Origin of the sequence: Streptomyces lavendofoliae, from assembly GCF_014649735.1 — a bacterium.
GTDB classification, from domain to species: domain Bacteria; phylum Actinomycetota; class Actinomycetes; order Streptomycetales; family Streptomycetaceae; genus Streptomyces; species Streptomyces lavendofoliae.
In genome coordinates this window covers 1-22,339 of sequence record NZ_BMTP01000028.1, presented here as the reverse complement: position 1 = coordinate 22,339, position 22,339 = coordinate 1, and the positions used below count along the sequence as shown (strand labels likewise).

Below are 22,339 nucleotides of genomic sequence, written 5' to 3'. Positions count from 1 at the left end.
CCGGCGCCGGAGGCCGGGGAGGTGGCGGAGGCCGGGGAGGCGGCGGACGTCCGCCGGGAGCCGCACGGTCCGCCGGGGCGGCGCGTCCCGGTGCGGAGGCTGGTGGTCGTGCCGGCGGTGTCGGCGGTGCTGCTGGCGGCGACGTACCTGTGGATCTCCCAGGTCCCGCTGGACGCCATCGCCCGCAACGCGCTGGCGGGCGGGAACGCGTGGCTGCGGTTGTGGCAGCACGTGAGGCTCACGGCCGTGTCCACCTTCTGGGTGCTGCTCATCGCGGTTCCGCTGGGCATCGCCCTGACCCGGCGCGGGCTGAGGCGCGCGGCCCCGGTCGCGACGGCGGTGGCGAACGTGGGACAGGCGACCCCGGCGATCGGCCTGCTCGCGCTGCTGGTGATCTGGCTGGGCATCGGGCCGTCGACCGCGATCACCGGCATGGTCGTCTACGCGGTGCTGCCGGTGCTGTCCAACACCATGGCCGGCCTGCGGGGCATCGACCCGCAGATGGTGGAGGCCGCACGGGGCATCGGCATGTCGGCGGCGGGCCGGTTGCTGCGGGTGGAGCTGCCGCTGGCGGTGCCGCTGATCCTGGCGGGCGTGCGTACGGCGCTGGTGCTCAACGTCGGTACGGCGACACTGGCGACGTTCGTGGGCGGCGGCGGGCTCGGCGACCTGATCACGACGGGCATCCAGACGCAGCGGATGGCGGTGCTGGTGCTGGGGTCGGTCCTCACGGTCGCGCTGGCGCTGCTGGTCGACTGGCTGGCGTCGCTCGCGGAGCTGGCGCTGACGCCGCGCGGGCTGGAGGCCGGATGATGAGGGTGGCGGTGACGCGGTACGGGAGGGGCGCGGCGGCCCTGGCGCTGGTGGTAGCGGCCGGGCTGTCCGGGTGCGGGCTGAAGAGCGGCTCGCCGATGGCGGACGACGTGCTGCCGGGTTCGGTGGGGCGCGGACAGCCGCTCAGGGGCGCCTCGCTGACGGTCACGTCGAAGAACTTCAGCGAGAACCTGGTCCTCGGCCACATGATCGGCCTGATCTTCAAGGCGGCGGGGGCGGAGGTGCTGGACCGGACGAACCTGCCGGGTTCCCTCAGCGGCCGTGAAGCGATCATCAAGGGGGACGCCGACGCGATCTACGAGTACACGGGTACGGCGTGGATCACGTACCAGGGCAGGCAGAAGCCGATCGCCGACCCCCGGAAGCAGTGGGAGGCGGTGCGTGACGTGGACGTGCGCAACGGCGTGACCTGGCTGCCGCCGTCGGCGCTCGACAACACGTACACGCTCGCGATCAACAAGAGGAACAACGCCAGGTACCGGCTGCGGACCCTCTCCGACGTGGCGGAGCTGTCCCGTCGCGACCCGTCGGCGGTGACGCTGTGCGTGGAGAACGAGTTCGCGTCGCGGGAGGACGGGCTGCCGGGCATGCGGCGGGCGTACGGGATGGACGTCCCGGCCGCCAACATCCGCAAGATGGACGCCGGGATCATCTACACCCAGGTGGCGAAGTCGGGTTCGTGCCTGCTGGGCGAGGTCTACACGACGGACGGCCGGATCGAGGCGATGGACCTGGACACCATGGAGGACGACAGGCACTTCTTCCCCAACTACAACGCGGCGCCGGCCCTGCACTCGGCGACCTTCGAGAAGTACCCGGTCATCGCCGAACTGCTCGACCCGCTGAGCGCGCGGCTGAACACCCCGGTGGCGCGGGAGCTGAACGCGCGGGTGGACGTGGCCGGGGAGGACCCGCACGAGGTGGCGAAGGAGTGGCTGGTCCGGGAGGGCTTCATCCGGGAGGGGTGAGGGTTGCGAAGGACCGGTTGCAAAGAAATGCTTGCAAGCATTTCTTTGCAACCCTAGGCTGAGAGCATGTCAAAGCCCGAACCCGGGAAGAACGACGCCGGCGCGCCCGCAGTCCGGCAGCTCGACCCCCGCTCCCTGCGCGGCCTCGCCCATCCGCTGCGCATCCGCCTCCTCAGCGCCCTGCGCCACCACGGCCCCGCCACCGCCTCCCAACTCGCCGACCGGCTGGGCGAGTCGAGCGGGGCCACCAGCTACCACCTGCGGCAGCTCGCCTCGTACGGCTTCGTCGAGGACGCCCCGGAGCGGGGCAAGGGACGCGAGCGCTGGTGGCAGGCCGTGCACCAGGGCACCTCCTGGGACCCCGCGCTCCTCGACGAGGAGGACGCCGAGACGCGCGGCGCGGTCAACGTCCTCCTGCACGAGATCGCGACCATCCACGGCCAGGAACTGTCCACCTGGATCGGCACGATGCGCGACTGGTCCGCCGAGTGGGTCAGGAACGCCGACCTCAGCGACTTCACGCTGCGGCTCGGCCCGCAGCAGGTGCGCGAACTGGGCGAGAGGATCCACGCGCTCGTCAACTCCTACCGCGACGCCGAGCCCGACGAGGACGCCGCCAAGGTACGCGTCCACCTGCACGCCTTTCCACAAGCCGACGACCGGAAGGACGGCTGACCGCCATGCATCCCGACATACACCTGCGCCTGCACGAGCTGCGCGCCGCCGAGGCACGGGACCTGGCGCCCCGGCGGCCCGCCGCCCGCCGGACCGTCCCCGCCCGCCGGACCGTCCGCGCCCGGCTCGGCTGGACCCTCGTCGAGCTGGGCCTGCGCCTGGTCGCCGCCGCCGCTCCCCCGCCCCGTACCGCCCCGGTCGCGTGAGCGGGGCCGGGGGGCGCCGTCCGCTGGCCACCGTGCTGGCCGCCAACGCCATATCCATCAGCGGCAACGCGCTGACCCTCATCGGCGTCCCGTGGTTCGCGCTCCAGACCACCGGAAGCCCCGGCAAGGCGGGGCTCGTCGCCTTCTGCGCCACCCTGCCCGTCGTCGTCTCGGCGCTCGCCGGCGGACCGGTCATCGACCGGATCGGCCGCCGGCGCGTCAGTATCGCCTCGGATCTGGTGTGCGCCCTGGCCCTCGCCGCGATCCCGCTTCTGCACCACGCGGGACGGCTCGACTTCTGGATGCTGTGCGCGCTGATGGGCGTCACCGGACTGTTCCACGCGCCCGGCGAGACGGCCCGGCACGTCCTCGTACCGGACCTCGCCGAAGGAGCCGGGACCACCCTGGCGCGGGCGGCGAGCCTGTTCGACGCGGTGTCGCGGGGCGCGCGGATGACGGGCGCCGCCCTGGCGGGCGTACTCATCGCACTGGTCGGCGCGGAGACCGTCCTGCTGCTGGACGCCGCGACCTTCGGGCTCTCCGCGCTGCTGGTCCTCGCGGGCGTGCGCGGCGTGGAGGCCGCCGAGCCGCGGCGGGACGCCGCGCCGGTGTCGATGGCGCGGTACCGGGCGGAGCTGCGCGAGGGGTACGCCTTCGTGCTCCGCTCCCGGCTGCTGCTGGGCATCACGCTGATGGTGATGTTCACCAACGGGCTCAGTCAGAGCTGGAGTTCGGTGCTCCTGCCGGTGCACGCGCAGCGCAACCTGGGCGGTGCGGCGGCGATCGGCCTGATCACGGCGGTGTTCGGCGGCTGCGCCCTGCTGGGGGCGCTGGTGTACGCGGCGGTGGGGCACCGGTGGCCGCGGCGTGCGGTGTTCACGGTCGCGTTCCTGTTCGGCGGGTCGCCGCTGTACGTGGTCGCGGCGCTGACGGACGGCGTGCTGCCGCTGGTGGCGACGGCGGCGGTCGGCGGGCTGGGTGTCGGGATGCTCAACCCGATCCTGACGACGGTGATGTACGAGCGGGTGCCCGACGCCCTGCGGAGCCGGGTGGCGGGGGTGACGACGGCCGGGGTGCTGATGACCACGCCGCTGGGCGGGGTCGGGGCGGGCCAGCTGGTGGAGCGGGTCGGGCTGGTGCCCACCCTGCTGGCGGTCGGCGGGCTGTACTTCGTGGCGACGCTGACGCCCGCGGTCTTCCCCGGCTGGCGCGAGATGGACCGTCCGGCGCCCGCGCTCAGCAGCTCGGGACCTTCTGCCCCCGCTCCAGGGCACGCAGCGACGACACCGCGTCCTTGAGTGTGGAGACGGGCACGAGCCGCAGCCCCTCGGGCTTCTCGGCCCGGGCGTCCGCGCACTCGTCCTTCGGTACGAGGAAGACCGTCGCGCCGTCGCGGTGGGCGGCCTGCGTCTTGAGGGACACCCCGCCCACGGCGCCGACCGTGCCGTCGGCCTCCACCGTGCCCGTACCGGCGATGGTGCGGCCACCGGTGAGGTCACCGCCCGCGCCGTCGCCCTCGATCTTGTCGATGATGCCGAGCGCGAAGAACAGTCCGGCGCTGGGTCCGCCGATGTCGGCCAGCTCCAGGTCGACCCGCACCTGCTCGGGGCTCTTGCCGAGGTGGCCGAGGGCTGCCTGGACGGCGCTGTTCTGCGACTGGCGCATCTGCCCGAGGTTGCGCTTCTCGATCTCGGCGTCGGACTTGCCGGGCGGGTAGACGGAGTCGTGCGGCAGTACGGCGCGGTCGCCGCGGAACCAGCTGTCGACGACGTCGCCGAGGTCGACGTCGGTACGGGGGCCGGTGGCCACGATGGTGGTCATCAGCAGCTTGCCCTCCGTCGTGCGGACGGGGGCGCCGGAGACGGTGATGACCTGCCGGCCCTTGTGCTTCCCGAGGACGTCGCTGGTCGACCCCGGCTGCGCCAGGGTGAACGGCAGCGGCGCGACCCCGGCGACCACGAGCAGGGCGACGACGGGCAGGGCGCACAGGGCGAGGGCACGGGGGCGCGTGAGACGGGAGAGCACGGTGCCAATCTATCGGCCGCCCCCAGCGCCCCGGCCGCCACCCGCCGCGCCCACCCCCCGGCACGGCGCCGGCCCAGGCCCCCGGCGCGGGGGTCGGCCCAGGTCCCCGGCGCAGGGGGGCCGACGCAGGGGGGTCAGCGCAGGGCGTCGGCGACTTCGCGGGCTGCGTCCACCACGCGGGGGCCGACCCGTTCCGGTACGGCGTCCGCCAGCATGACCACGCCGACGCTGCCCTCCACGCCGGTCACCCCGAGCAGCGGGGCCGCGGCGCCGCTCGCGCCGGCCTCCAGCTCGCCGTGCGTCAGCGTGTAGCCCGGCTCGCTCAGCGCGCCCTGCCGGGCGGCGAGTATCGCCCGGCCGGCCGCGCCCCGGTCCAGCGGGTGGCGGAAGCCGGCCCGGTAGGCCACGTGGTAGTCCGTCCAGGTCGGTTCGACGACCGCGACGGCGAGCGCCTCCGCCCCGTCGACGAGGGTCAGGTGGGCGGTGGCCCCGATGTCCTCGGCCAGCGACCGCAGGGCGGGCAGCGCGGCCTCGCGCACCAGCGGGTGCACCTGGCGGCCCAGGCGCAGCACGCCGAGGCCGACACGGGCGCGGCCACCCAGGTCGCGGCGTACCAGGGCGTGCTGTTCGAGCGTGGCGAGCAGACGGTAGACCACGGTCCGGTTGACGCCGAGTTTGTTGGACAACTCGGTGACGGTCAGCCCGTGGTCGGTGTCGGCGAGCAGCTTGAGGACGCGCAGTCCTCGGTCGAGCGTCTGGGATGTCTCCGCGGTCACGACGCCCTCTCCTTCGGAGTGAGTGACGGCGGACACTCTCAACGGCGGACGCGCCACCGGTCCCATCGGCGACGCACGGAGAGGCCGCCGGCAGGCCATGGCACACCGGCTGCGCTCCGCGGCGGCGCTGCCACGGGGCGTTTGCATTGCGATTGCCGGGACAGTAGCGAGCCACTCCGCTGAGCGGAAGCCCTCGTCCAGAATCCGGGCGCAAGCGATTGCTGTACGGAGGTTTCGTCCCGCTTCGGGCGCACCCGGCGACGCCGGGCGTCCGCTCAGCGCATCCGCGTGGCCCACTCCTGGACCTTTTTGATCCGCTCCCTGATCTGCCCGGCGGTCGCCTCGGCGCTCGGCGGGCCGCCGCACACCCGGCGCAGCTCGGTGTGGATGACGCCGTGCGGCTTGCCGCTCTGGTGGACGTACGCGCCGACCATCGTGTTGAGCTGCTTGCGCAGCTCCAGCAGCTCCTTGTGCGAAACGACGGGGCGGCGCTCGGCCGGCAGCTCCAGCAGGTCGGCCTCCTCGGCCGGCTTCTGCCTGCTGTGCGCGATCTGCCGGGCCTGGCGCTTGCGCAGCAGCAGCTGCACCTGGTCCGGCTCCAGCAGCCCGGGGATGCCGAGGTAGTCCTGCTCCTCCTCGCTGCCGGGGTGGGCCTGCATGCCGAACTCGGCTCCGTCGTACAGGACCCGGTCGAACACCGCGTCGGACTCCAGCGCCTCGAAGGGCAGCATGTCCTGCTCGCCGGTGTCCTCGTCCTGCTCCTTGTTCGCCTCGTCCATCTCCTTCTCGGACTCGGCGTACGGGTCCTCCTCGCCCTCCTTCTTGGGCTTGTCGAGGGCGTGGTCGCGCTCGACCTCCATCTCGTTCGCGAAGGTGAGCAGGGTGGGGATGGTGGGAAGGAACACGGACGCGGTCTCGCCGCGCCTGCGGGATCGTACGAACCGGCCCACGGCCTGCGCGAAGAACAGCGGCGTGGAGATCGTCGTCGCGTAGACGCCGACCGCGAGGCGCGGGACGTCGACGCCCTCGGACACCATGCGCACGGCGACCATCCAGCGGTCGTCGCCCTCGCTGAACTCGTCGATCCGCTTCGACGCGCCCGCGTCGTCGGAGAGGACGACGGTCGCCTTCGTCCCGGTGATCTCGCGGATCAGCTTGGCGTAGGCGCGCGCCGAGTCCTGGTCGGAGGCGATGACCAGGCCGCCCGCGTCCGGGATGCCCTTCCTGACCTCGGTGAGCCGCTGGTCGGCGGCGCGCAGCACGTTGGGCATCCAGTCGCCGCGCGGGTCGAGGGCGGTGCGCCAGGCCTGGGAGACGGCGTCCTTGGTCATCGGCTCGCCCAGCTTGGCCGCGACCTCGTCACCGGCCTTGGTGCGCCAGCGCATGTTGCCGCTGTAGCTGAGGAAGATCACCGGGCGGACCACGCCGTCGCCCAGCGCGTTGCCGTATCCGTACGTGTAGTCGGCGGACGACCGCCGGATGCCGTCGTTGCCCTCCTCGTACGTGACGAAGGGGATCGGGTTGGTGTCCGACCGGAACGGCGTGCCGGTGAGCGCGAGGCGCCGGGTGGCGGGCTCGAACGCCTCCAGGCACGCCTCGCCCCAGGACTTGGAGTCACCGGCGTGGTGGATCTCGTCGAGGATCACCAGCGTCTTGCGCTGCTCGCTGCGGTTGCGGTGCAGCATCGGCCGTACGCCGACACCGGCGTAGGTGACCGCGACCCCGTGGTACTCCTTGCTCAGCGGCCCGGCGCTGTAGTCCGGGTCGAGCTTGATGCCTATCCGCGCGGCGGCGGCCGCCCACTGCTTCTTCAGGTGCTCGGTCGGCGCGACGACGGTGACCTGCTGCACGACGTGGTGGTGCAGCAGCCAGGACGCGAGCGTGAGCGCGAAGGTGGTCTTGCCGGCGCCCGGGGTCGCGACCGCGAGGAAGTCCCGCGGCTGCTCCTGGACGTACTTCTCCATCGCTGCCTGCTGCCAGGCGCGCAGCTTGTTGGCGGTGCCCCACGGAGCGCGGCCGGGGAAGGCGGGTGAGAGGTGATGGGAGGCGGTAGTGGTCACGGTCTCCGACTCGGTCTCTCGGCGGTACGTACGACAACCGGGCCACCCTACCGGTGGCCCGGCACCGTCCCCGCCGGGACGACGCCGTGACCTCGCCGAGTGCGACGCGGGTCACACTCGGCCGCTCGGTGGGCGAGCCGCGGCGGCGCGGGTACCGGGCACCCCCTGGTTCACCCGGCTTCCGACGCCGTCCGCAGCCGGGTCGCCACCCACGCCCCCACCAGCCCCACCGCCGCCATGGGCACGAACACCGCCGCGAAGGCGGCCGGGTGCGAACCGCCCGCCGCGGCCTGCCCGGCCGCCGCGTGCCCGGCGGCCGAACCGCCGCCCAGCGCGGCGAACGCGGCGCCGCCCACGGTGAGGAGCACCGCGTTGGAGAGCCCGTCCGAGATCTGCAGGGCCGCCGAGTTCGCCCCCGCCTCCCCCGGCGCCGACAGCTTCAGCAGCAGCACGCTCGTCGACGAGAGGACCATGCCCATGCCGAGGCAGCCCACGCCCCAGGCGACGCCCACGGTCCACACCGGCACGGCGGGCAGCAGGACGGTCGGCGCGGTGGCGATGGCGGCGGCCACCAGCAGCATCCCCAGCACCATCAGCCGCTCGCGGTACGGCTCCACCCGCGGCCGCGACTGGATGTACGAACCCAGCGCCCACGTCGCGCCGCCCACCGCCAGCGAGAGCCCCGCCATCGTCGGGCTCAGGCCCCGCTCGGTGACCAGCATCAGCGGCACGAACGACTCGGCGGAGATGAACGCCCCGGCCGCGAGCCCCCGGAGCAGCACCACCGACGGCAGCCCCCGCGCCGCCCGGTAGGTGCCGCGCGGCAGCAGCCCGAGCGCGGCGGGCACCAGCAGCGCCGCTCCGGCCGCCGCCCACAGCAGCGACACCCACCGCGCGTCGTGCGCGGACACGCCCTGGCCGGCGTACTGGAGCAGGCCCGCGCCCAGCGAGATGCCCAGCGCGAGCCGGACGCGCCGCCCGTCGAACGGCGGCCTCGGCGCCTCGGGGTCGGCCGGGCCGGACGCCGTCCGCCGTATCGCGGGCAGCGCCAGGGCCAGCGGCAGGACGATCAGCACGGGGATGCCGACGAACACCCACCGCCACCCCAGCCGCTCGGTCACCGTCCCGGCGGCGAGCGGGCCGACGATCGAGGGGACGACCCACCCCGCGGCGAACGCCGCCATGATCGCGGGCCGCAGCCGCTCCGAGTACGCCCGGCTGACGACCACGTACAGCGCGACGATCACCAGCCCGCCGCCGAGCCCCTGCACGGCCCGCCCGAGGATGAACAGCCACATCGCCCCCGCCGTGCCGGACAGCAGCAGCCCCGCCCCGAAGGCGGCGATACCGGCGGTGACCGGCGCCAGGGGCCCGGTGCGGTCGGACCACTGGCCGGACAGCACCATGGCGAACAGGCTGGTGGTGAAGTAGGCGGAGAAGCCGAACGCGTACAGCGGGACGCCGTGCAGCTCCCGCGCGGCGACCGGCATCGCCGTGCCGACGGCGGTCGCCTCGAAGGCGATCAGCATCACCACGGAGACGATGCCGACGCTGAGCGCGCGGTGCTCGCGGTCGAGAACGCCGCCGGAGTCCTGTTCCCCGGCGGCGGGCGTCCCTGTGCGGCTGCTGTCCACGGTCATGGACCCACCGTAAGGGGCACCGCGCGCTGTGGCTCCTGTCCGGGGACCGGTCGTCCCTCGGCCGTCGGTCGTACGACCGTCGACCGTGAACAGCGTGTGGCAGTCGGATTGCGGCCCTTCCGCCCCGACGGGCGCGCGCCCTACGGTCGTACCGAGCACCACTCCACGACCGTGTGCCCGAGAGGCTCAGGGGCCGGACTGCAACTCCGGTGACGCGGGTTCGAATCCCGCCACGGTCTCCACTCCCCGACGGCGCGCCGCCATGGCGCCGTACGGCGTCCTACGGCACGAGGGCGCGGTCCAGATCCCCGAGGATCGCGTCCACCGTGCCCTCCACCGTCAGCTCGGACGTGTCGAGCCACAGCCCGATCCGCGCGGTCTCCTCGCGCAGCCCCCGGTCCAGCAGCTCGGGCGTCCACCCGCCGCCGTACCCGGTCTTGTCCCGCCCCGCCTCGCGCGCGGCGACCACGTCCGGGCGCGGCGCGAGCACCACGACGTGCAGGGGGCGGGTCCGCACCAGGCGGGTGAACGCGGCCAGCTCGGGGCCCAGCACCACGTCCTGCACGACGGCGGTGAAGCCCGCGTCCGCGTACGCGTCGGCGGTGGCGGCGGACAGCCGGTAGCGCAGGCGCAGTTGCGCCAGGGCCTCGTCACCCGCGTCGGGCGCCATGTCGGCGCGCCCGGACACGATCATGCGGCGGAAGACGTCACCCCGCACGTGCGCGGCCCTCGGCAGCCGCTCGGCGAGCGCCTGGGCGACGGTCGACTTCCCGGCGGCCATGACGCCGGTGACGAGGACGACGGCGGACACGGTGACGGCCTAGGACGCCGCGACCGCCGCCTGGGGGCGGATCGGCAGGCGGTTGACGGGGCGGCCGGTGGCGGAGCGCACCGCGCCGGCCACCGCCGCCGGGGAGGTCACGACCGGGACCGCGCTGGCGGCCTTGGCTCCGAAGGGGGCGACCACGTCCCGTTCCTCGACCAGTTTGACGATCCGGATGTCCGGGGCGTCCAGGGCGGTCGGGAGCGCGTAGCCGGTGAGGTCGGGGTGGCGGACCAGGCCGCGGGCGGTACGGAGGTTCTCCGTGAGGGCGGCGCCGACGCCCTGGGTGACGCCCGCCTCGATGCGGGTGGCGAGCTGGGCGGGGTTGAGGACGCGGCCGACGTCCTGGGCGACCGCCATCTCGACGACGCGGATCGACCCGAGCTCGATGTCGACGTCGACGACCGCGCGGATCGCGCAGAAGGCGAGGCCCACGAAGGCGTCGCCCTGGCCGGCGCCGTCGAGGGGCTCGGTGGGGTGCGGACGGCACTGGGCGGTGGCCCACAGCTCCTTGCCCTCCAGCGCCTCCGTGACGGTGGTGGACAGCACGCCGTCGTAGGAGGTGATCTTGCCGTCGGTGATCTGGAGCAGTTCGGTGGACATGCCGAACTTGTGGGCCAGGGGCTGGAGGAGCTGGGTCCTGACCATCTTGGCGGCCCGTTCGACGGCGCCCCCGGAGACCCAGGTGTGGCGGCCGTGGGTGGCCGGGCCGGCGGGGGGCTGGTCGGTGTCGACGGAGGCGACGTGGACCTCGTCGATGCCGAGGGTGTCCTGGACGATCTGGCGGGCGAGGGTGGAGAACCCCTGGCCGGTCTCGACGGCCGCGCAGATGACGGTCGCCATGCCGTCGTGGACCTTCACGGTGGCGGTGGAGACCTCGTCCGTGCCCTCGGCCCCCAGCATGTGGACCATACCGAGCGCGTAGCCGACGCCGCGGCGTACGGCGCCGGGCTCACCCGCGCCCTCCGGGCCGCCGGGCAGGAGCCAGCCGTCCTCCGGGGAGTCCATGGGCAGGGCGGGCAGCGGGAAGTCGCGGACGGCCTGGAGGAGTTCGGCGACCGGGGCGGGGCAGGTGACGGTCTGGCCGGTGGGGAGGATGTCGCCGGTGGCGAGGGCGTTGCGCAGGCGCAGCTCGGCCGGGTCCAGTCCCAGGCGCGCGGCGAGCTTGTCCATCTGCGCCTCGTAGGCGGCGCAGACCTGCATCGCGCCCTCGCCGCGCACATGGCCGGAGGGCGGGTTGTTGGTGCGTACGGCCCACCCTTCGACGAAGGCGTGCGGGACGACGTAGGGGCCGCAGGCGAACGCGACGGCGGCGGCGAGCGACTCGGAGGACGCCTCGGCGTAGGCGCCCGCGTCGAGGAGGATCTGCGCCTCGACCTTGACCAGGCGGCCCTCCGCGTCGGCGTGGTGGCGGTAGCGCAGCAGGGTGGGGTGGCGGTGGGCGTGGCCGAGGAAGGACTCCTCGCGGGTGGCGGCCAGTTTGACGGGGCAGCCGGTGCGGAGCGCGAGGAGGCCCAGCGGGATCTGGAAGCCGGGGTCCTCGCGGTCGCCGGTCGCGCCGGGGACGCCGGTGACGACGACCTTGACCTGATCGGGGCCGAGGCCGAAGCAGGCGGCGGCGAGGTCCCGGTCGGTGTGCGGGTCGGTGGAGGCGGTGTAGATGTCGACGCCGCCGTCCGGGCGGGGTACGGCGAGCCCGGCCTCGGCGCCGATGGGTGCCGGGTCCTGGCGGCCGATGCGGTACAGGCCCTCCACGACGACCTCGCCGGTGGCGTCCGGGTCGCCGTAGCGCAGCGGGATGTGGCGGATCAGGTTGCCGTCCGGGTGGAGCGGCGGGGCGGCGAAGGCCTTCTCCGGGTCGGTGACCGGTTCGAGGACCTCGTACTCGACGGCGATGGCCGCGGCGGCCAGGCGGGCGGTGTCCGGGTGGTCGGCGGCGACCGCCGCGATGGCCTCGCCGTGGTGGCGCACCAGGTCGGAGGCGAAGACGGGGCGGTCGGCGACCGTGCGGCCGTACGTGGCCTCGCCGGGCACGTCGGCGTGGGTGACCACGAGCCGGACGCCGGGCATCCCGGCGGCGGCCGAGGTGTCGATCGACAGCACGCGCGCGTGCGCGTGCGGGGAGCGGAGGACGGCCGCCCACAGCAGGCCCTCGGCCCACAGGTCGGCGGCGTACGGGAAGGTGCCCTCCGTCTTCGCGCGGGCGTCGGCGGGAGGGAGGGACGCGCCGAGCCCGTGGGTCGGCAGCTCCTGCTGGGGCCCCTGGGGGCCGTCGACCGCCGGGATGGCGGTGGCCGCGTCGTTGCTCACGCCGTGCCTCCGTCGTGCGGGTGGGGGATCTGGTGCGGGATGCGGGGCTGCGGGCCGGGCTCCTGCCCGTCGGCGGCGGCCTCGGCGGCCTCCGACGCGGCGGCGGCGCTCGCGGCGCGTTCGGCGACGACCTCGCGTACGGCGTCGAGGACGCCGCGGTAGCCGGTGCAGCGGCAGAGGTTGCCGCAGAGCGCCTGGCGGGTCTCCAGCTCGCTCGGGGCGTGGTTGCCCTCGAGGAGGTCATGGACCGTCATGGCCATGCCGGGGATGCAGAACCCGCACTGGACGGCTCCGCACGCCGCGAGGGCGCGCTGGACGTCGGAGGGCTCGCCGTCGGCGGCCAGCCCCTCGACCGTGCGCACCTCGCTGCCGGCCGTGGTCGCGGCGGGCACCAGGCAGGAGGCCACGAGCCGGCCGTCGACCTGGACGTTGCAGGCGCCGCATTCGCCCTGCGAGCAGCCGTCCTTGGCGCCGGCCAGGCCGAGTCGCTCGCGCAGCACGTACAGCAGGGACTCGCCGATCCACGCCTCGGTGACCGGGCGGTCCGTGCCGTTGACGCGCAGCACGTACGAGATGTGCGGGTGCTCGTCGCCGCCGGTGACGTGACCGGGCGACGCGTCCTGTTCGCGCGGGTCCGCCGCGCCGGGTGCCGGACGCGCCGTAGCGGCGTCGGTCCCTTCGGCGGGGTGCCGGGCCGGGGCCGCGCCGGGGTCGGGAGGTGTGTCCGGGCCCGCCTGTTGGGGGACCTCGGGCCCGTCGGCCGGGGTGTCCGCGAGCTGCGGCTCGGGCCGCCGCTCCTGAGGGGGCGCGGGCTGTTCGGGCTGCGGCTGCTCCCGCGGCGGCGCGGGCTGCCGCTCCGGCGTCGCCCACGGGGCGGGGGCGCCGCCCGGGAGGGTGGCCGGCGGGTTGCCGCCGCTCCACTGCGAGGTGAGCGCCGAGGCCGTGAACTCACCCGATTCGTCGGGAAGATCCCCCGGGGCGACCGGGATCGTCCACTGTCCGGTCAGCTCCGTGGGGGCGGGCGCGGGCGCCTGGTAGGCCCACCGCGCCGCCGCGTCGGGGTCGTGCGGGGCCCACGCCTCCGGCGGCACGTAGCCGTGGCCGGGGGCCTCCAGCGGGGCGCCGGTCGTCGACATGTCCGGCGGCAGCTGCACGAAGGCGGTCGCGTCGTTGTCGTACTCGCCCTGGGGCGTCGGCTGCCAGCCGCCGTGCCCCTGCCGGTCGTCGTTCTCGTCGGTGGTCACGACAGCGCCCTCCCCAGTGCCCGTCGGGCCAGCGCGGCGACCGTGCGCCGCAGGTGCAGTACGGCGGGCGGCAACGGCTCCTCGCCCGGCGGGTCCGGGATGCAGGCCGCCGCCACGTACTCGCCGAACGCGGTGAGCGCCTCCGGCGCCAGGCCGCGGTCGGCGTCCCAGTCGATCAGGGACGCGATCCAGCGCTCCGCCTCCAGCGGCCTCAGCGGCATCGGGGCGATCGCCCCGACCGCGCACCGCACGCCGCGCCGCGCCGGGTCCAGGACGACCGCGACGGACGCGGTGGCACGCCCGGGGCCGGTCCGGCCGGTCGCCTTCAGGAACACCTGCGGGGCGTGCAGCAGGGGGACGCGGACGTGTCCGATCAGCTCGGCGGGGCCGAGCAGCTCCCGGCCCGCCAGCAGGTGCGTCACCGGTACCTCGCGCATCCCGCCCGGCCCGGCCACGAGCAGGTCCGCCTCCAGGGCGGCCAGCACGGGCAGGGCGTCGCCGGTGGGCGCGGCGGTGACGATGTTGCCGCCCAGGGTGCCCGCGTTGCGGATCTGGGGCGGACCGGCGGCGCGGGCGGCCGCGGCGAGGGCGGGGATGAGCGCCGCGAAGTCCGGGCGGCCCATGCGCGCGTGGGTGAGGCCGGCGCCCAGCAGGGCGTGGCCGTCCTGGTACTGCCAGCCCCGGATCTCGTTGACGCGGCCGAGGCCGACGAGACCGGCGGGGCGCAACTGGCCCTTGTTGACGGCGGCCATCAGGTCCGTACCGCCCGCCACGGGCACGGCGGCGGGCATGGCGCTGAGCGCCGCCACGGCCTCGCCGAGCGTGGCCGGCAGCGTCACGGACTGCGCCGCCTGCGGTGCGTGCGTGGTCAACCCAGCTGCCCCTTCCCGGTGTCCCGGCTGTCCCGGCTGTCCCGCCTGTGTTGCCGTACCGTACGTGCTCACAGCCCCGACGTGGCAACTCTGGCACATCTTCCCTGCCGGTCGGCGCGAGGGTCCGCGAAGCACGCATCCGCCCCGGACATCCCGTGACCTGCGAGATGAACCGGTTTGCCATGCCATCGGCGGCACGCGCGGATTGCCACTTCTCGGCGACCTTGTACGACTTATTCCGGCGGCCCCCACGGTCGCAGGTGCCGGGTGCGGGGGCGCGGGGCTTCCGCGCGGCTCACACGTTCGGGGGCGTCCCGTCGATCGGGCGTCCGACCACCCCGGGGCGCCTCTGCCACGGCAACGGGCCGCCGGGCGGGCGGTACTGGACGCCGAGCGCGTCCAGGCGCCGGTAGTGGGCGGCCATCCGGCGTTCGAACCCGGCGAAGTCCCGCGCGGCGGGGTCGGCGGGCAGCCGCGTGGACCAGGCCACCTCGGCGAAGGCGGCCAGGCGCGGGAAGACCTGGTAGTCGACGCGGGAGCGGGACTCCATGACCTCCGTCCACACGTTCGCCTGGGCGCCCAGGACGTGCGCGGCTGCCTCCGGGGACAGCCCCGGCGGTACGGGTTCGAACCGGTAGACGTCCTCCAGGGTGCGGACGTACCCGATGGGCACCGGCTCGTCCGGGCCGCCGTCCTGCCGGTGGTCCAGGTACACGTGCTGCTCGGGGCACATGACGACGTCGTGGCCCGCCTCGGCGGCGGCGACCCCGCCGGCGTAGCCGCGCCAGGAGGAGACGGCGGCGCCGGGCGCGAGGCCGCCCTCCAGGATCTCGTCCCACCCGATCAGGCGGCGGCCCCGCTCGGCGAGCCAGCGGTCGAAGTGGCGGATGAACCAGGACTGCAGGCCGTCCTCGCCGGCCAGCCCGAGCTCCCGGATGCGGGCCTGCGCGGCCGGGGAGGCCCTCCACTGGTCCTTGGGGCACTCGTCGCCGCCTAGGTGGACGAAGGGCGACGTCCGCGCGGGGAAGAGGTCCAGGACCTCCTCCAGCACGCCCTCGTAGAAGCGGAGGGTGTGGTCGGTGGGGGCGAGCACGTTCGGGTTGACGCCCCAGGTGTCCCAGACGGAGAGGGCGGCCGTGTCGACGACGTCGGTGTTGCCGAGTTCCGGGTACGCGGCGATGGCGGCCTGCGAGTGGCCGGGGAGGTCGATCTCGGGGACGAGGCGGATGTGCCGCTCGGCGGCGTACGCGACGATCTCCCGGATGTCGTCGTGGGTGTAGTACCCGCCGTGCGGGGTGTCGTCCCAGAGCTCCGAGGCCCGGTGCCCCCACTTGGTGCGCGCGCGCCACGCGCCGACCTCGGTGAGCCGGGGGTACCGCTCGATCTCGACACGCCAGCCCTGGTCGTCGGTGAGGTGGAGGTGGAGGACGTTGAGTTTGTGGGCGGCGAGGAGGTCGACGTACCGCAGGACGTCGTCCTTGGGGAGGAAGTGGCGTGCCACGTCGAGCATGACGCCCCGCCAGGCGAAGCGGGGCGCGTCCTCGACGACGACCGGGGGGAGCGTCCAGGCGTGGGCGGGGCGTACCGGCGCACGCCGGAGCGCGTCGGCGCCGAGGAGCTGACGGAACGTCTGGGCCCCCCAGAAGACGCCGGCCGCGCCGCCGCCCTCGATCCGGCGGGCGCGCCCGTCGACGACGAGGCGGTACCCCTCGGGCGGGAGGCCGGGGTCGACCGCCAGCACGACGCGGTCGTCGTCGCCGCCGTTCCCGTCCGGGAACGGCAGGCCGGTGGCGGCGCCGAGCGTGGCGCGCAGCCACCGGGCGACGCCCTCCGTGCCGGGGCGGGCCTCCAGGCGCGTGCGGGGGGTGAGGCGGTCGTGCGGGGCGGACGGGGCCCACCGGCAGGAGCGGGGGGCGGGGATGAGGTCCATCGGGTCGTCAGTCCTTCACCGCGCCGCCCAGCCCGGAGACCAGGCGGCGCTGTACGAGTACGAAGAAGACCAGCACCGGGACGGTCATCACGGTCGAGGCGGCCATGATGCCGCCCCAGTCGTTCTCGTCCGGTTTGAAGAAGACGAGCAGGGCCATGGGGAGCGTCGACTGCGAGGTGTCGCTGATGAGGAACGACTTCGCGAACAGGAAGTCGTTCCAGGTCGAGATGAACGAGAAGACGCTGGTCGCCACGAGCCCCGGGAGGACCAGCGGGAAGAGGATCTGCCACAGGAAGCGGGCGCGGCTCGCGCCGTCGAGGTACGCGGCCTCCTCCAGGGACTCGGGCACGGCCCGGACGAATCCCCGCAGCATCCAGATCGCGAACGGCAGGGAGAACGCGATGTGCGGCAGGATCAGCGAGCCGAGCGTGTTGAGCCGGCCGAGGTCCCGCATGAGGAAGAACAGCGGGATCGTCAGCGCCTCGATCGGCACCATCTGGGCGACGAGGAACATCACGAGCAGCGTCGTGCGGAACCGGAAGCGGAAGCGGGTCACCGCCGTCGCCGCGAGGAAGGCGATGAGGCCGGAGGCGAGGACGACCGTCCCGGCGACCAGCAGGCTGTTGAGGAAGTAGCGGCCGAAGTCCTGCTGTTCGAAGACGCGCCGGAAGGAGTCCAGGTTCGGGGACAGCGTCCAGGGGCGGGCGTCGGTGGACTGGATCTCCCCCGCCGGCTTCACGGCGGAGAGCACCATCCAGTACAGGGGGAAGGCGACCACGGCCGCGACGAGGAGAGCGGTGGCCTCGGCGGCGAGGCGGCGGGGGTGGCGCGGGCGAGGGATACGGCGGGGGCGATGCGGACGGTCGGCGCGGGTCGCACGGATCACAGTTCTTCTCCCTGGCGTCGCACGAGCCGGAGGTGGACCAGCGTGACCGCGAGCAGGATCAGCAGCATGACGACGCCGATCGCCGAGCCCAGGCTGTACTGGGAGGACGCGAACGCCTTCTGGTACGCGTAGACGTTCAGGACGAGGTTCTGGCCGGCGATGCCGCCGCCGCCGGTCATCACGTAGATCTGGGTGAAGACCTTGAAGTCCCAGATGACCGACTGGATCGTGACGACCAGCAGGATGGGCCGCAGCAGGGGCGCGGTGACGGAGCGCCAGGTCCGCCAGGTGGAGGCGCCGTCGAGCGCGGCGGCTTCCAGCAGCTCGGCGGGGACGGCCCTGATGCCCGCGTAGACGGTGACCATCACGAACGGGAACGAGCACCAGACGACTTCGGACAGGACGAGCGCGAACGCGCTGTAGCGCCCGTACGTCCAGGAGAAGTCCCCTAGGCCGAGGACCCGGTTGACCGGACCGAAGTCGGGGTCGAAGAGGAACACCCAGACGGTGGACCCGGTGACGGCGGGCGTCGCCCACGCGCCGAGCGCGGCGAGCATGAGCGCGAGGCGGGGGACGGCGCGTACACGGGTGAGCAGGACCGCGAGGGCGCATCCGACGGCCAGGGTGGTGACCACGCACGCGGCGGCGAAGACCACGGTGGCGAGGAGGACCTGGCGGAACTGCGGGTCGCGGAAGAGGGCGGCGTAGTTGCCCAGGCCCTGGAAGGACGTCGGGCGCCCGCCGCTGACCTGGGCCTGGGTGTACTCCAGCAGAGAGATGAGCCCGAGCTGGTAGACGGGGTACACCAGGAGGGCGCCGAGCACGGCGAGCGCGGGCGCGAGGTAGAGCCAGGGGGTCCAGCCCCCGTGCCCCGGCGCGCGCGCCCCGCCGCGGCGCGCGCCCCGCCTCTCCCGACCCCGTGGAACGGGCGGCCTCTTGGGCGGCGCCGTCCCGCCCGGGCCCGGGAGGGCGCCGGGCGCCTCGCGGGGAGCCGGCGGCACGGCGGCGGACGCGCCGGGGTGGGCGGCGCCCCGGCCGGGGGCGGCGGACGCGCCGGGGGCGGTCGGCTGGTGCGTCATGGCGTCAGCCCGCCGACGAGAAGGCGGCGTTCATCTTCCCCGCCGCGTCCCGCGAGGCCGCCGCCACGTCCTTGCGACCGCTGACGACCTCCTGGAACATCGTCGGCAGCACCAGCGAGGCGTCGATCCGCCCCCAGGCCGGTGACGCGGGGACGAACTTCGCGCCCGCCGCGAGGGTGTCGATGAACGGCTTCACGAACGGCTGCTTCCTCGCCGCCTCCGCCCGTACGTCGGTGTACGTCGGCAGGAACCCCATCGCGTCGAACAGCGCGCGCTGCGCGTCCTTGCCCGCCAGCGACTTCACCAGGTCGACCGCCAGCGTCCGGTGCGAACTGCTCCTGAGGACGCCGAGGTTGTTGCCGCCGGCGAACGCCGGGGCGATCGAGCCCGCCGCCACCCCGGGCAGCGGCACGACCGCGTACTTGCCCTTGGCCGCGCCCGCCTCCACCGCCGCGTGGCTGAAGTCGCCGCCGATCGCCATGGCCGCCTTGCCCGAGGCGAAGGCGGTGACCGTCGCGTTGCCACCCATCGACGCGCACGTGGCGGCCGGGCAGTTGTCGTCGCCGAAGAGCGAGGTGTACGCGGCGATGCCCCTGCGGGCGGCGGGGCCGTCGACCGCCGAGGTGTACGAACCGCCGGAGCGGGTGGCGAGTTCGCCGCCGTGCGCCCAGAGGAAGGGCAGCGCGCCGTAGGTGTACGCGCCGCCGACGGCGAGCCCGTACAGCTCCGGCCTGGCCTTGCGGATCTTCTTCGCGGTCGCGATCAGTTCGGCCTGCGTGCCGGGCGGTTCCAGACCCAGCTCGCGGAACACGTCCGTGCGGTAGTACAGCGCCCGTACGCCGACGAAGAGCGGCGCGCCGTACACCTTGCCGTCCACCGTGACCGAGGCCCGCGCGGTGGGGTCGGTGTCCCGGGCGTCCGCCCACGCGCCGAACTCGGCGCTGATGTCGGCCAGTCCACCGTCCTCGACGTACCCGGCGGTGTCGGTGTTGCCGTACTCGATGACGTCCGGCGCGCTCGCGGGGTCGTTGAAGGCGGCCTTGACCCGCTGGGCGCGGGCGTCGACCGGGATGTACTCGACCTGGACGTCCGCGCCCTCGTGCCGCTTCTCGAAGGCGGCGACGGCGGCGTCGACCACGCGCTCCTTGGGCTTGTTGGCGACCTCCTGGAAGAGCCAGACGCGCAGGGTGCCGGCCTTCTCGTCGCGCGTGGCGCCGGTGTCGGAGGTCTGCGGGGCGCAGGCGGTCGCGGCGATCACCAGCGCGGCGGCGACGGGCGCGACGAGTCGGGCAGGAAGCTTCATGGCGGGTCCCCCTCCGATGGCGTTGCAGCATGCGCAACGGTCGTTTCGTGCTGCACAACACGCAGGAGGTTAGAACGGGCCCGGTACGCCCACAAGAGGTCTCGACCACTTGGTGATCGAACGACGAAGGCCCCCGGGTCGCGTACGTGTGTGCGTACGCGACCCGGGGGCCTCGCGTGCCCGGCGCCCGGCCGGCCGGCGGACCTACTTCTTGTCCTTGCCGCCCTTGTCCTTGTCGCCGCCGGCGCCCATGGACTCGTAGATCTCCTTGCACATGGGGCAGACCGGGTACTTCTTCGGGTCCCGGCCCGGCACCCAGACCTTCCCGCACAGCGCCACCACGGGAGTGCCGTCGAGGGCGCTCGCCATGATCTTGTCCTTCTGGACGTAGTGGGCGTAGCGCTCGTGGTCGCCGTCGCCGTGCGACACCTGCGGCGTCGGCTCTACGAGGGTCCCCGTACCTGCCCCGCGCTCGGGCTCAAGAGTGCTCATGAGCTCCAAGGGTACCCACGTCGGCCGCGTCCGGGGAGCGAGGCCCCGCGCGCCCGGTCGGCGCCGACCGGCGCACGGGGTGTGAAGCCGCTCACTCACGGGACGGACGCCCCTCGGGGCGGGCACATGTCCGGCACATGGCCGAAATTCGTCGTATTACCGTACGCACCCTCCGGCCACCTCCGGCACTCCCGCACACCGCCGGGGCCCGGAACCCCGGGCCGTCCGGGCGGGCCCGGACGGGGGCTCAGTTGAGCGAGGGGTCGTCCGGGTACGTGGCGATCATCGCCAGCTCGCTGCGCTGGCGCCTGAGCACCTCGCGCCACAGGCTCTCCGGGCGCGGCGACGAGACGTCCCCCGGCTCGGAGTCCACGACGAACCACGCGCCCTCGGCGAGTTCGTCCTCCAGCTGCCCCGGCCCCCAGCCGGCGTACCCGGCGAAGATCCGCAGACTGCCGAGGGCCGCGGCCAGCAGCTCGGGCGGGGTCTCCAGGTCCACCAGCCCGATCGCGCCGTACACCCTCCGCCAGCCCAGCGGACCCTCGTCACCGGGGATGACGGCGAGTCCCAGCGCGGCGTCCAGCGACACCGGACCGCCCTGGAACACCACGTCCGGCTCACCGGCCAGCGGCGCCCAGCCCTCGAGGATGTCGCCGACACCGACCGGCGTCGGGCGGTTGAGGACCACGCCGAGGGAACCCTCGTCGTCGTGGTCGAGCAGCAGCACCACCGCGCGGTCGAAGTTCGGGTCCGCCAGCGCGGGGGTGGCGACGAGCAGCCGTCCTGTGAGCGAGGACACCTCGGTCATGCCTGACATGATCCCGCATCCCGGCCCTCCGTGTGCGGCGAGCGGCGGACTCGTGACGGCCGGCGCCGGACCATGGCCCATATCGGACACCGCGCACGGCCTGGCCGAAAGCGGACCGTAACAATCCGCAAGGGGCGGGGGACGGAGGGTGTTGTACCGAATTCATTACCTCTGCGGGGCGCCCTCGGGCTACCGACAAGGCCGCTCCGCCCCCTTACCCTTTTCCCTGGCCCCCTGCCCGCCTCCCCCTAGCTGCCGCCGGGGGGACCCCCACCGGAACGCGAGATTCATGACCGGCACAGACGATGTACTGCTTGTCCACGGCGGAACCCCGCTGGAGGGCGAGATCCGCGTCCGCGGCGCGAAGAACCTCGTGCCCAAGGCGATGGTCGCCGCCCTGCTCGGCAGCGGGCCGAGCCGACTGCGGAATGTGCCCGACATCCGTGACGTCCGCGTCGTCCGCGGACTGCTCCAGCTGCACGGTGTGACCGTCCGGCCCGGTGAGGAGCCGGGCGAGCTGGTGCTGGACCCGACGCACGTCGAGTCCGCCAACGTCGCCGACATCGACGCCCACGCGGGCTCGTCGCGCATCCCGATCCTCTTCTGCGGCCCGCTGCTGCACCGCCTCGGCCACGCCTTCATCCCGGGCCTGGGCGGCTGCGACATCGGCGGCCGGCCGATCGACTTCCACTTCGACGTGCTGCGCCAGTTCGGCGCGACGATCGAGAAGCGGGCCGACGGCCAGTACCTGGAGGCCCCGCAGCGGCTGCGCGGCACCAAGATCCGGCTGCCCTACCCCTCGGTGGGCTCGACCGAGCAGGTGCTGCTGACGGCCGTGCTGGCGGAGGGCGTCACGGAGCTGTCGAACGCGGCGGTGGAGCCGGAGATCGAGGACCTCATCTGCGTGCTGCAGAAGATGGGCGCGATCATCTCCATGGACACCGACCGGACGATCCGGATCACCGGTGTGGACAAGCTCGGCGGCTACACGCACCGCGCGCTCCCCGACCGCCTGGAGGCGGCGTCCTGGGCGAGCGCGGCACTGGCGACCGAGGGCAACATCTACGTGCGCGGCGCCCAGCAGCGCTCGATGATGACCTTCCTCAACACGTACCGGAAGGTGGGCGGCGCCTTCGAGATCGACGACGAGGGCATCCGCTTCTGGCACCCGGGCGGCGCGCTGAACGCCATCGCCCTGGAGACGGACGTGCACCCCGGCTTCCAGACCGACTGGCAGCAGCCGCTGGTGGTGGCCCTGACGCAGGCCGCCGGCCTGTCCATCGTCCACGAGACGGTGTACGAGTCGCGGCTGGGCTTCACCTCGGCGCTGAACCAGATGGGCGCGCACATCCAGCTGTACCGGGAGTGCCTGGGCGGTTCGGACTGCCGCTTCGGGCAGCGCAACTTC

Annotated in this window: 20 protein-coding genes and 1 tRNA gene; 7 read left to right on the top strand and 14 right to left on the bottom strand. The window is 74.0% G+C overall.

Features of this window, described 5'->3' with window-relative positions:
* The first annotated feature begins 21 nt into the window (after positions 1–21).
* The 5 genes from IE109_RS31395 (at position 22) to IE109_RS31375 (ending at position 3,981) form a co-directional block, all read left to right on the top strand.
* Positions 22–813 (top strand): ABC transporter permease, encoded by a 792-nt coding sequence (locus tag IE109_RS31395; protein WP_229891814.1) that lies wholly within the window; start codon positions 22–24, stop codon positions 811–813.
* Positions 813–1,802 carry a glycine betaine ABC transporter substrate-binding protein gene (locus IE109_RS31390; protein WP_189554760.1) on the top strand — a complete coding sequence of 330 codons (990 nt, stop codon included), beginning with the start codon at positions 813–815 and terminating at the stop codon, positions 1,800–1,802. Before IE109_RS31395 ends, IE109_RS31390 begins: the two co-directional genes overlap by 1 nt.
* A gap of 66 nt (positions 1,803–1,868) precedes the next feature.
* Positions 1,869–2,477: a winged helix-turn-helix domain-containing protein gene (locus tag IE109_RS31385; RefSeq protein ID WP_189554759.1), complete on the top strand. Its 609-nt coding sequence runs from the start codon at positions 1,869–1,871 to the stop codon at positions 2,475–2,477.
* A gap of 5 nt (positions 2,478–2,482) precedes the next feature.
* Positions 2,483–2,683: a hypothetical protein gene (locus IE109_RS31380; RefSeq protein ID WP_189554758.1), complete on the top strand. Its 201-nt coding sequence runs from the start codon at positions 2,483–2,485 to the stop codon at positions 2,681–2,683.
* On the top strand, positions 2,680–3,981 hold the full coding sequence (locus IE109_RS31375; RefSeq protein ID WP_189554757.1) for an MFS transporter: 1,302 nt from the start codon (positions 2,680–2,682) through the stop codon (positions 3,979–3,981). The genes IE109_RS31380 and IE109_RS31375 overlap by 4 nt, the downstream gene beginning before the upstream one ends.
* Here the strand turns inward: IE109_RS31375 and IE109_RS31370 are convergent.
* The 4 genes from IE109_RS31370 to IE109_RS31355 all read right to left on the bottom strand — a co-directional run bounded on the left by IE109_RS31370 (position 3,920) and on the right by IE109_RS31355 (position 9,184).
* A complete protein-coding gene (locus tag IE109_RS31370; protein WP_189554756.1) occupies positions 3,920–4,708 on the bottom strand; it encodes a S16 family serine protease in 789 nt (262 codons plus the stop codon). The two genes, IE109_RS31375 and IE109_RS31370, sit on opposite strands and share 62 nt — an antisense overlap.
* A gap of 134 nt (positions 4,709–4,842) precedes the next feature.
* On the bottom strand, positions 4,843–5,484 hold the full coding sequence (locus tag IE109_RS31365; RefSeq protein WP_064072183.1) for an IclR family transcriptional regulator: 642 nt from the start codon (positions 5,482–5,484) through the stop codon (positions 4,843–4,845).
* A gap of 275 nt (positions 5,485–5,759) precedes the next feature.
* Positions 5,760–7,544, bottom strand: coding sequence for a DEAD/DEAH box helicase (locus IE109_RS31360; RefSeq protein ID WP_189554755.1), 1,785 nt, complete (start codon positions 7,542–7,544; stop codon positions 5,760–5,762).
* A 170-nt stretch (positions 7,545–7,714) separates the two neighbouring features.
* Positions 7,715–9,184: an MFS transporter gene (locus IE109_RS31355; protein WP_189554754.1), complete on the bottom strand. Its 1,470-nt coding sequence runs from the start codon at positions 9,182–9,184 to the stop codon at positions 7,715–7,717.
* A 167-nt stretch (positions 9,185–9,351) separates the two neighbouring features.
* Between IE109_RS31355 and IE109_RS31350 the strand changes: the two genes are divergently transcribed.
* Positions 9,352–9,426 (top strand) — tRNA-Cys (locus IE109_RS31350).
* A gap of 38 nt (positions 9,427–9,464) precedes the next feature.
* On the opposite strand, the gene IE109_RS31345 is transcribed toward IE109_RS31350, so the two are convergent.
* The 10 genes from IE109_RS31345 to IE109_RS31300 form a co-directional block, all read right to left on the bottom strand.
* Entirely contained in the window at positions 9,465–9,995 is a 531-nt protein-coding gene (locus IE109_RS31345; protein ID WP_189554753.1) for an AAA family ATPase, read from the bottom strand.
* 9 nt (positions 9,996–10,004) lie between these two features.
* Positions 10,005–12,317, bottom strand: a complete 2,313-nt coding sequence (locus IE109_RS31340; protein ID WP_189554752.1) for a xanthine dehydrogenase family protein molybdopterin-binding subunit — start codon at positions 12,315–12,317, stop codon at positions 10,005–10,007.
* The gene (locus IE109_RS31335; protein ID WP_229891812.1) at positions 12,314–13,561 is read right to left on the bottom strand and encodes a 2Fe-2S iron-sulfur cluster-binding protein; all 1,248 of its coding nucleotides are present in this window, start codon (positions 13,559–13,561) and stop codon (positions 12,314–12,316) included. The genes IE109_RS31340 and IE109_RS31335 overlap by 4 nt, the downstream gene beginning before the upstream one ends.
* Positions 13,558–14,433 (bottom strand): FAD binding domain-containing protein, encoded by an 876-nt coding sequence (locus tag IE109_RS31330; RefSeq protein WP_189554751.1) that lies wholly within the window; start codon positions 14,431–14,433, stop codon positions 13,558–13,560. Before IE109_RS31330 ends, IE109_RS31335 begins: the two co-directional genes overlap by 4 nt.
* 295 nt (positions 14,434–14,728) lie before the next feature.
* The gene (locus IE109_RS31325; protein WP_189554750.1) at positions 14,729–16,363 is read right to left on the bottom strand and encodes a beta-N-acetylhexosaminidase; all 1,635 of its coding nucleotides are present in this window, start codon (positions 16,361–16,363) and stop codon (positions 14,729–14,731) included.
* A gap of 7 nt (positions 16,364–16,370) precedes the next feature.
* The gene (locus IE109_RS31320) at positions 16,371–17,249 is read right to left on the bottom strand and encodes a carbohydrate ABC transporter permease (RefSeq protein ID WP_373297809.1); all 879 of its coding nucleotides are present in this window, start codon (positions 17,247–17,249) and stop codon (positions 16,371–16,373) included.
* Complete coding sequence (locus IE109_RS31315; protein ID WP_229891810.1) at positions 17,246–18,328, bottom strand: carbohydrate ABC transporter permease; 1,083 nt, start codon at positions 18,326–18,328, stop codon at positions 17,246–17,248. Before IE109_RS31315 ends, IE109_RS31320 begins: the two co-directional genes overlap by 4 nt.
* Before the next feature lie 4 nt (positions 18,329–18,332).
* Positions 18,333–19,631, bottom strand: coding sequence for an extracellular solute-binding protein (locus tag IE109_RS31310; RefSeq protein WP_189554749.1), 1,299 nt, complete (start codon positions 19,629–19,631; stop codon positions 18,333–18,335).
* Between the two features lie 204 nt (positions 19,632–19,835).
* Complete coding sequence (locus IE109_RS31305) at positions 19,836–20,123, bottom strand: DUF3039 domain-containing protein (protein ID WP_023588437.1); 288 nt, start codon at positions 20,121–20,123, stop codon at positions 19,836–19,838.
* 247 nt (positions 20,124–20,370) lie between these two features.
* On the bottom strand, positions 20,371–20,931 hold the full coding sequence (locus IE109_RS31300) for a YqgE/AlgH family protein (RefSeq protein WP_189554748.1): 561 nt from the start codon (positions 20,929–20,931) through the stop codon (positions 20,371–20,373).
* A gap of 289 nt (positions 20,932–21,220) precedes the next feature.
* Between IE109_RS31300 and IE109_RS31295 the strand changes: the two genes are divergently transcribed.
* The coding region (locus IE109_RS31295; RefSeq protein ID WP_189554747.1) for a UDP-N-acetylglucosamine 1-carboxyvinyltransferase at positions 21,221–22,339 on the top strand (1,119 nt) is incomplete at its 3' end.

Coding starts and splice junctions, on each gene's coding strand:
- IE109_RS31325 (WP_189554750.1), bottom strand. CDS start 16,363: ATGGACCTCATCCCCGCCCCCCGCTCCTGCCGGTGGGCCCCGTCCGCC.
- IE109_RS31315 (WP_229891810.1), bottom strand. CDS start 18,328: ATGACGCACCAGCCGACCGCCCCCGGCGCGTCCGCCGCCCCCGGCCGG.
- IE109_RS31380 (WP_189554758.1), top strand. CDS start 2,483: ATGCATCCCGACATACACCTGCGCCTGCACGAGCTGCGCGCCGCCGAG.
- IE109_RS31390 (WP_189554760.1), top strand. CDS start 813: ATGAGGGTGGCGGTGACGCGGTACGGGAGGGGCGCGGCGGCCCTGGCG.
- IE109_RS31355 (WP_189554754.1), bottom strand. CDS start 9,184: ATGACCGTGGACAGCAGCCGCACAGGGACGCCCGCCGCCGGGGAACAG.
- IE109_RS31385 (WP_189554759.1), top strand. CDS start 1,869: ATGTCAAAGCCCGAACCCGGGAAGAACGACGCCGGCGCGCCCGCAGTC.
- IE109_RS31305 (WP_023588437.1), bottom strand. CDS start 20,123: ATGAGCACTCTTGAGCCCGAGCGCGGGGCAGGTACGGGGACCCTCGTA.
- IE109_RS31300 (WP_189554748.1), bottom strand. CDS start 20,931: ATGACCGAGGTGTCCTCGCTCACAGGACGGCTGCTCGTCGCCACCCCC.
- IE109_RS31310 (WP_189554749.1), bottom strand. CDS start 19,631: ATGAAGCTTCCTGCCCGACTCGTCGCGCCCGTCGCCGCCGCGCTGGTG.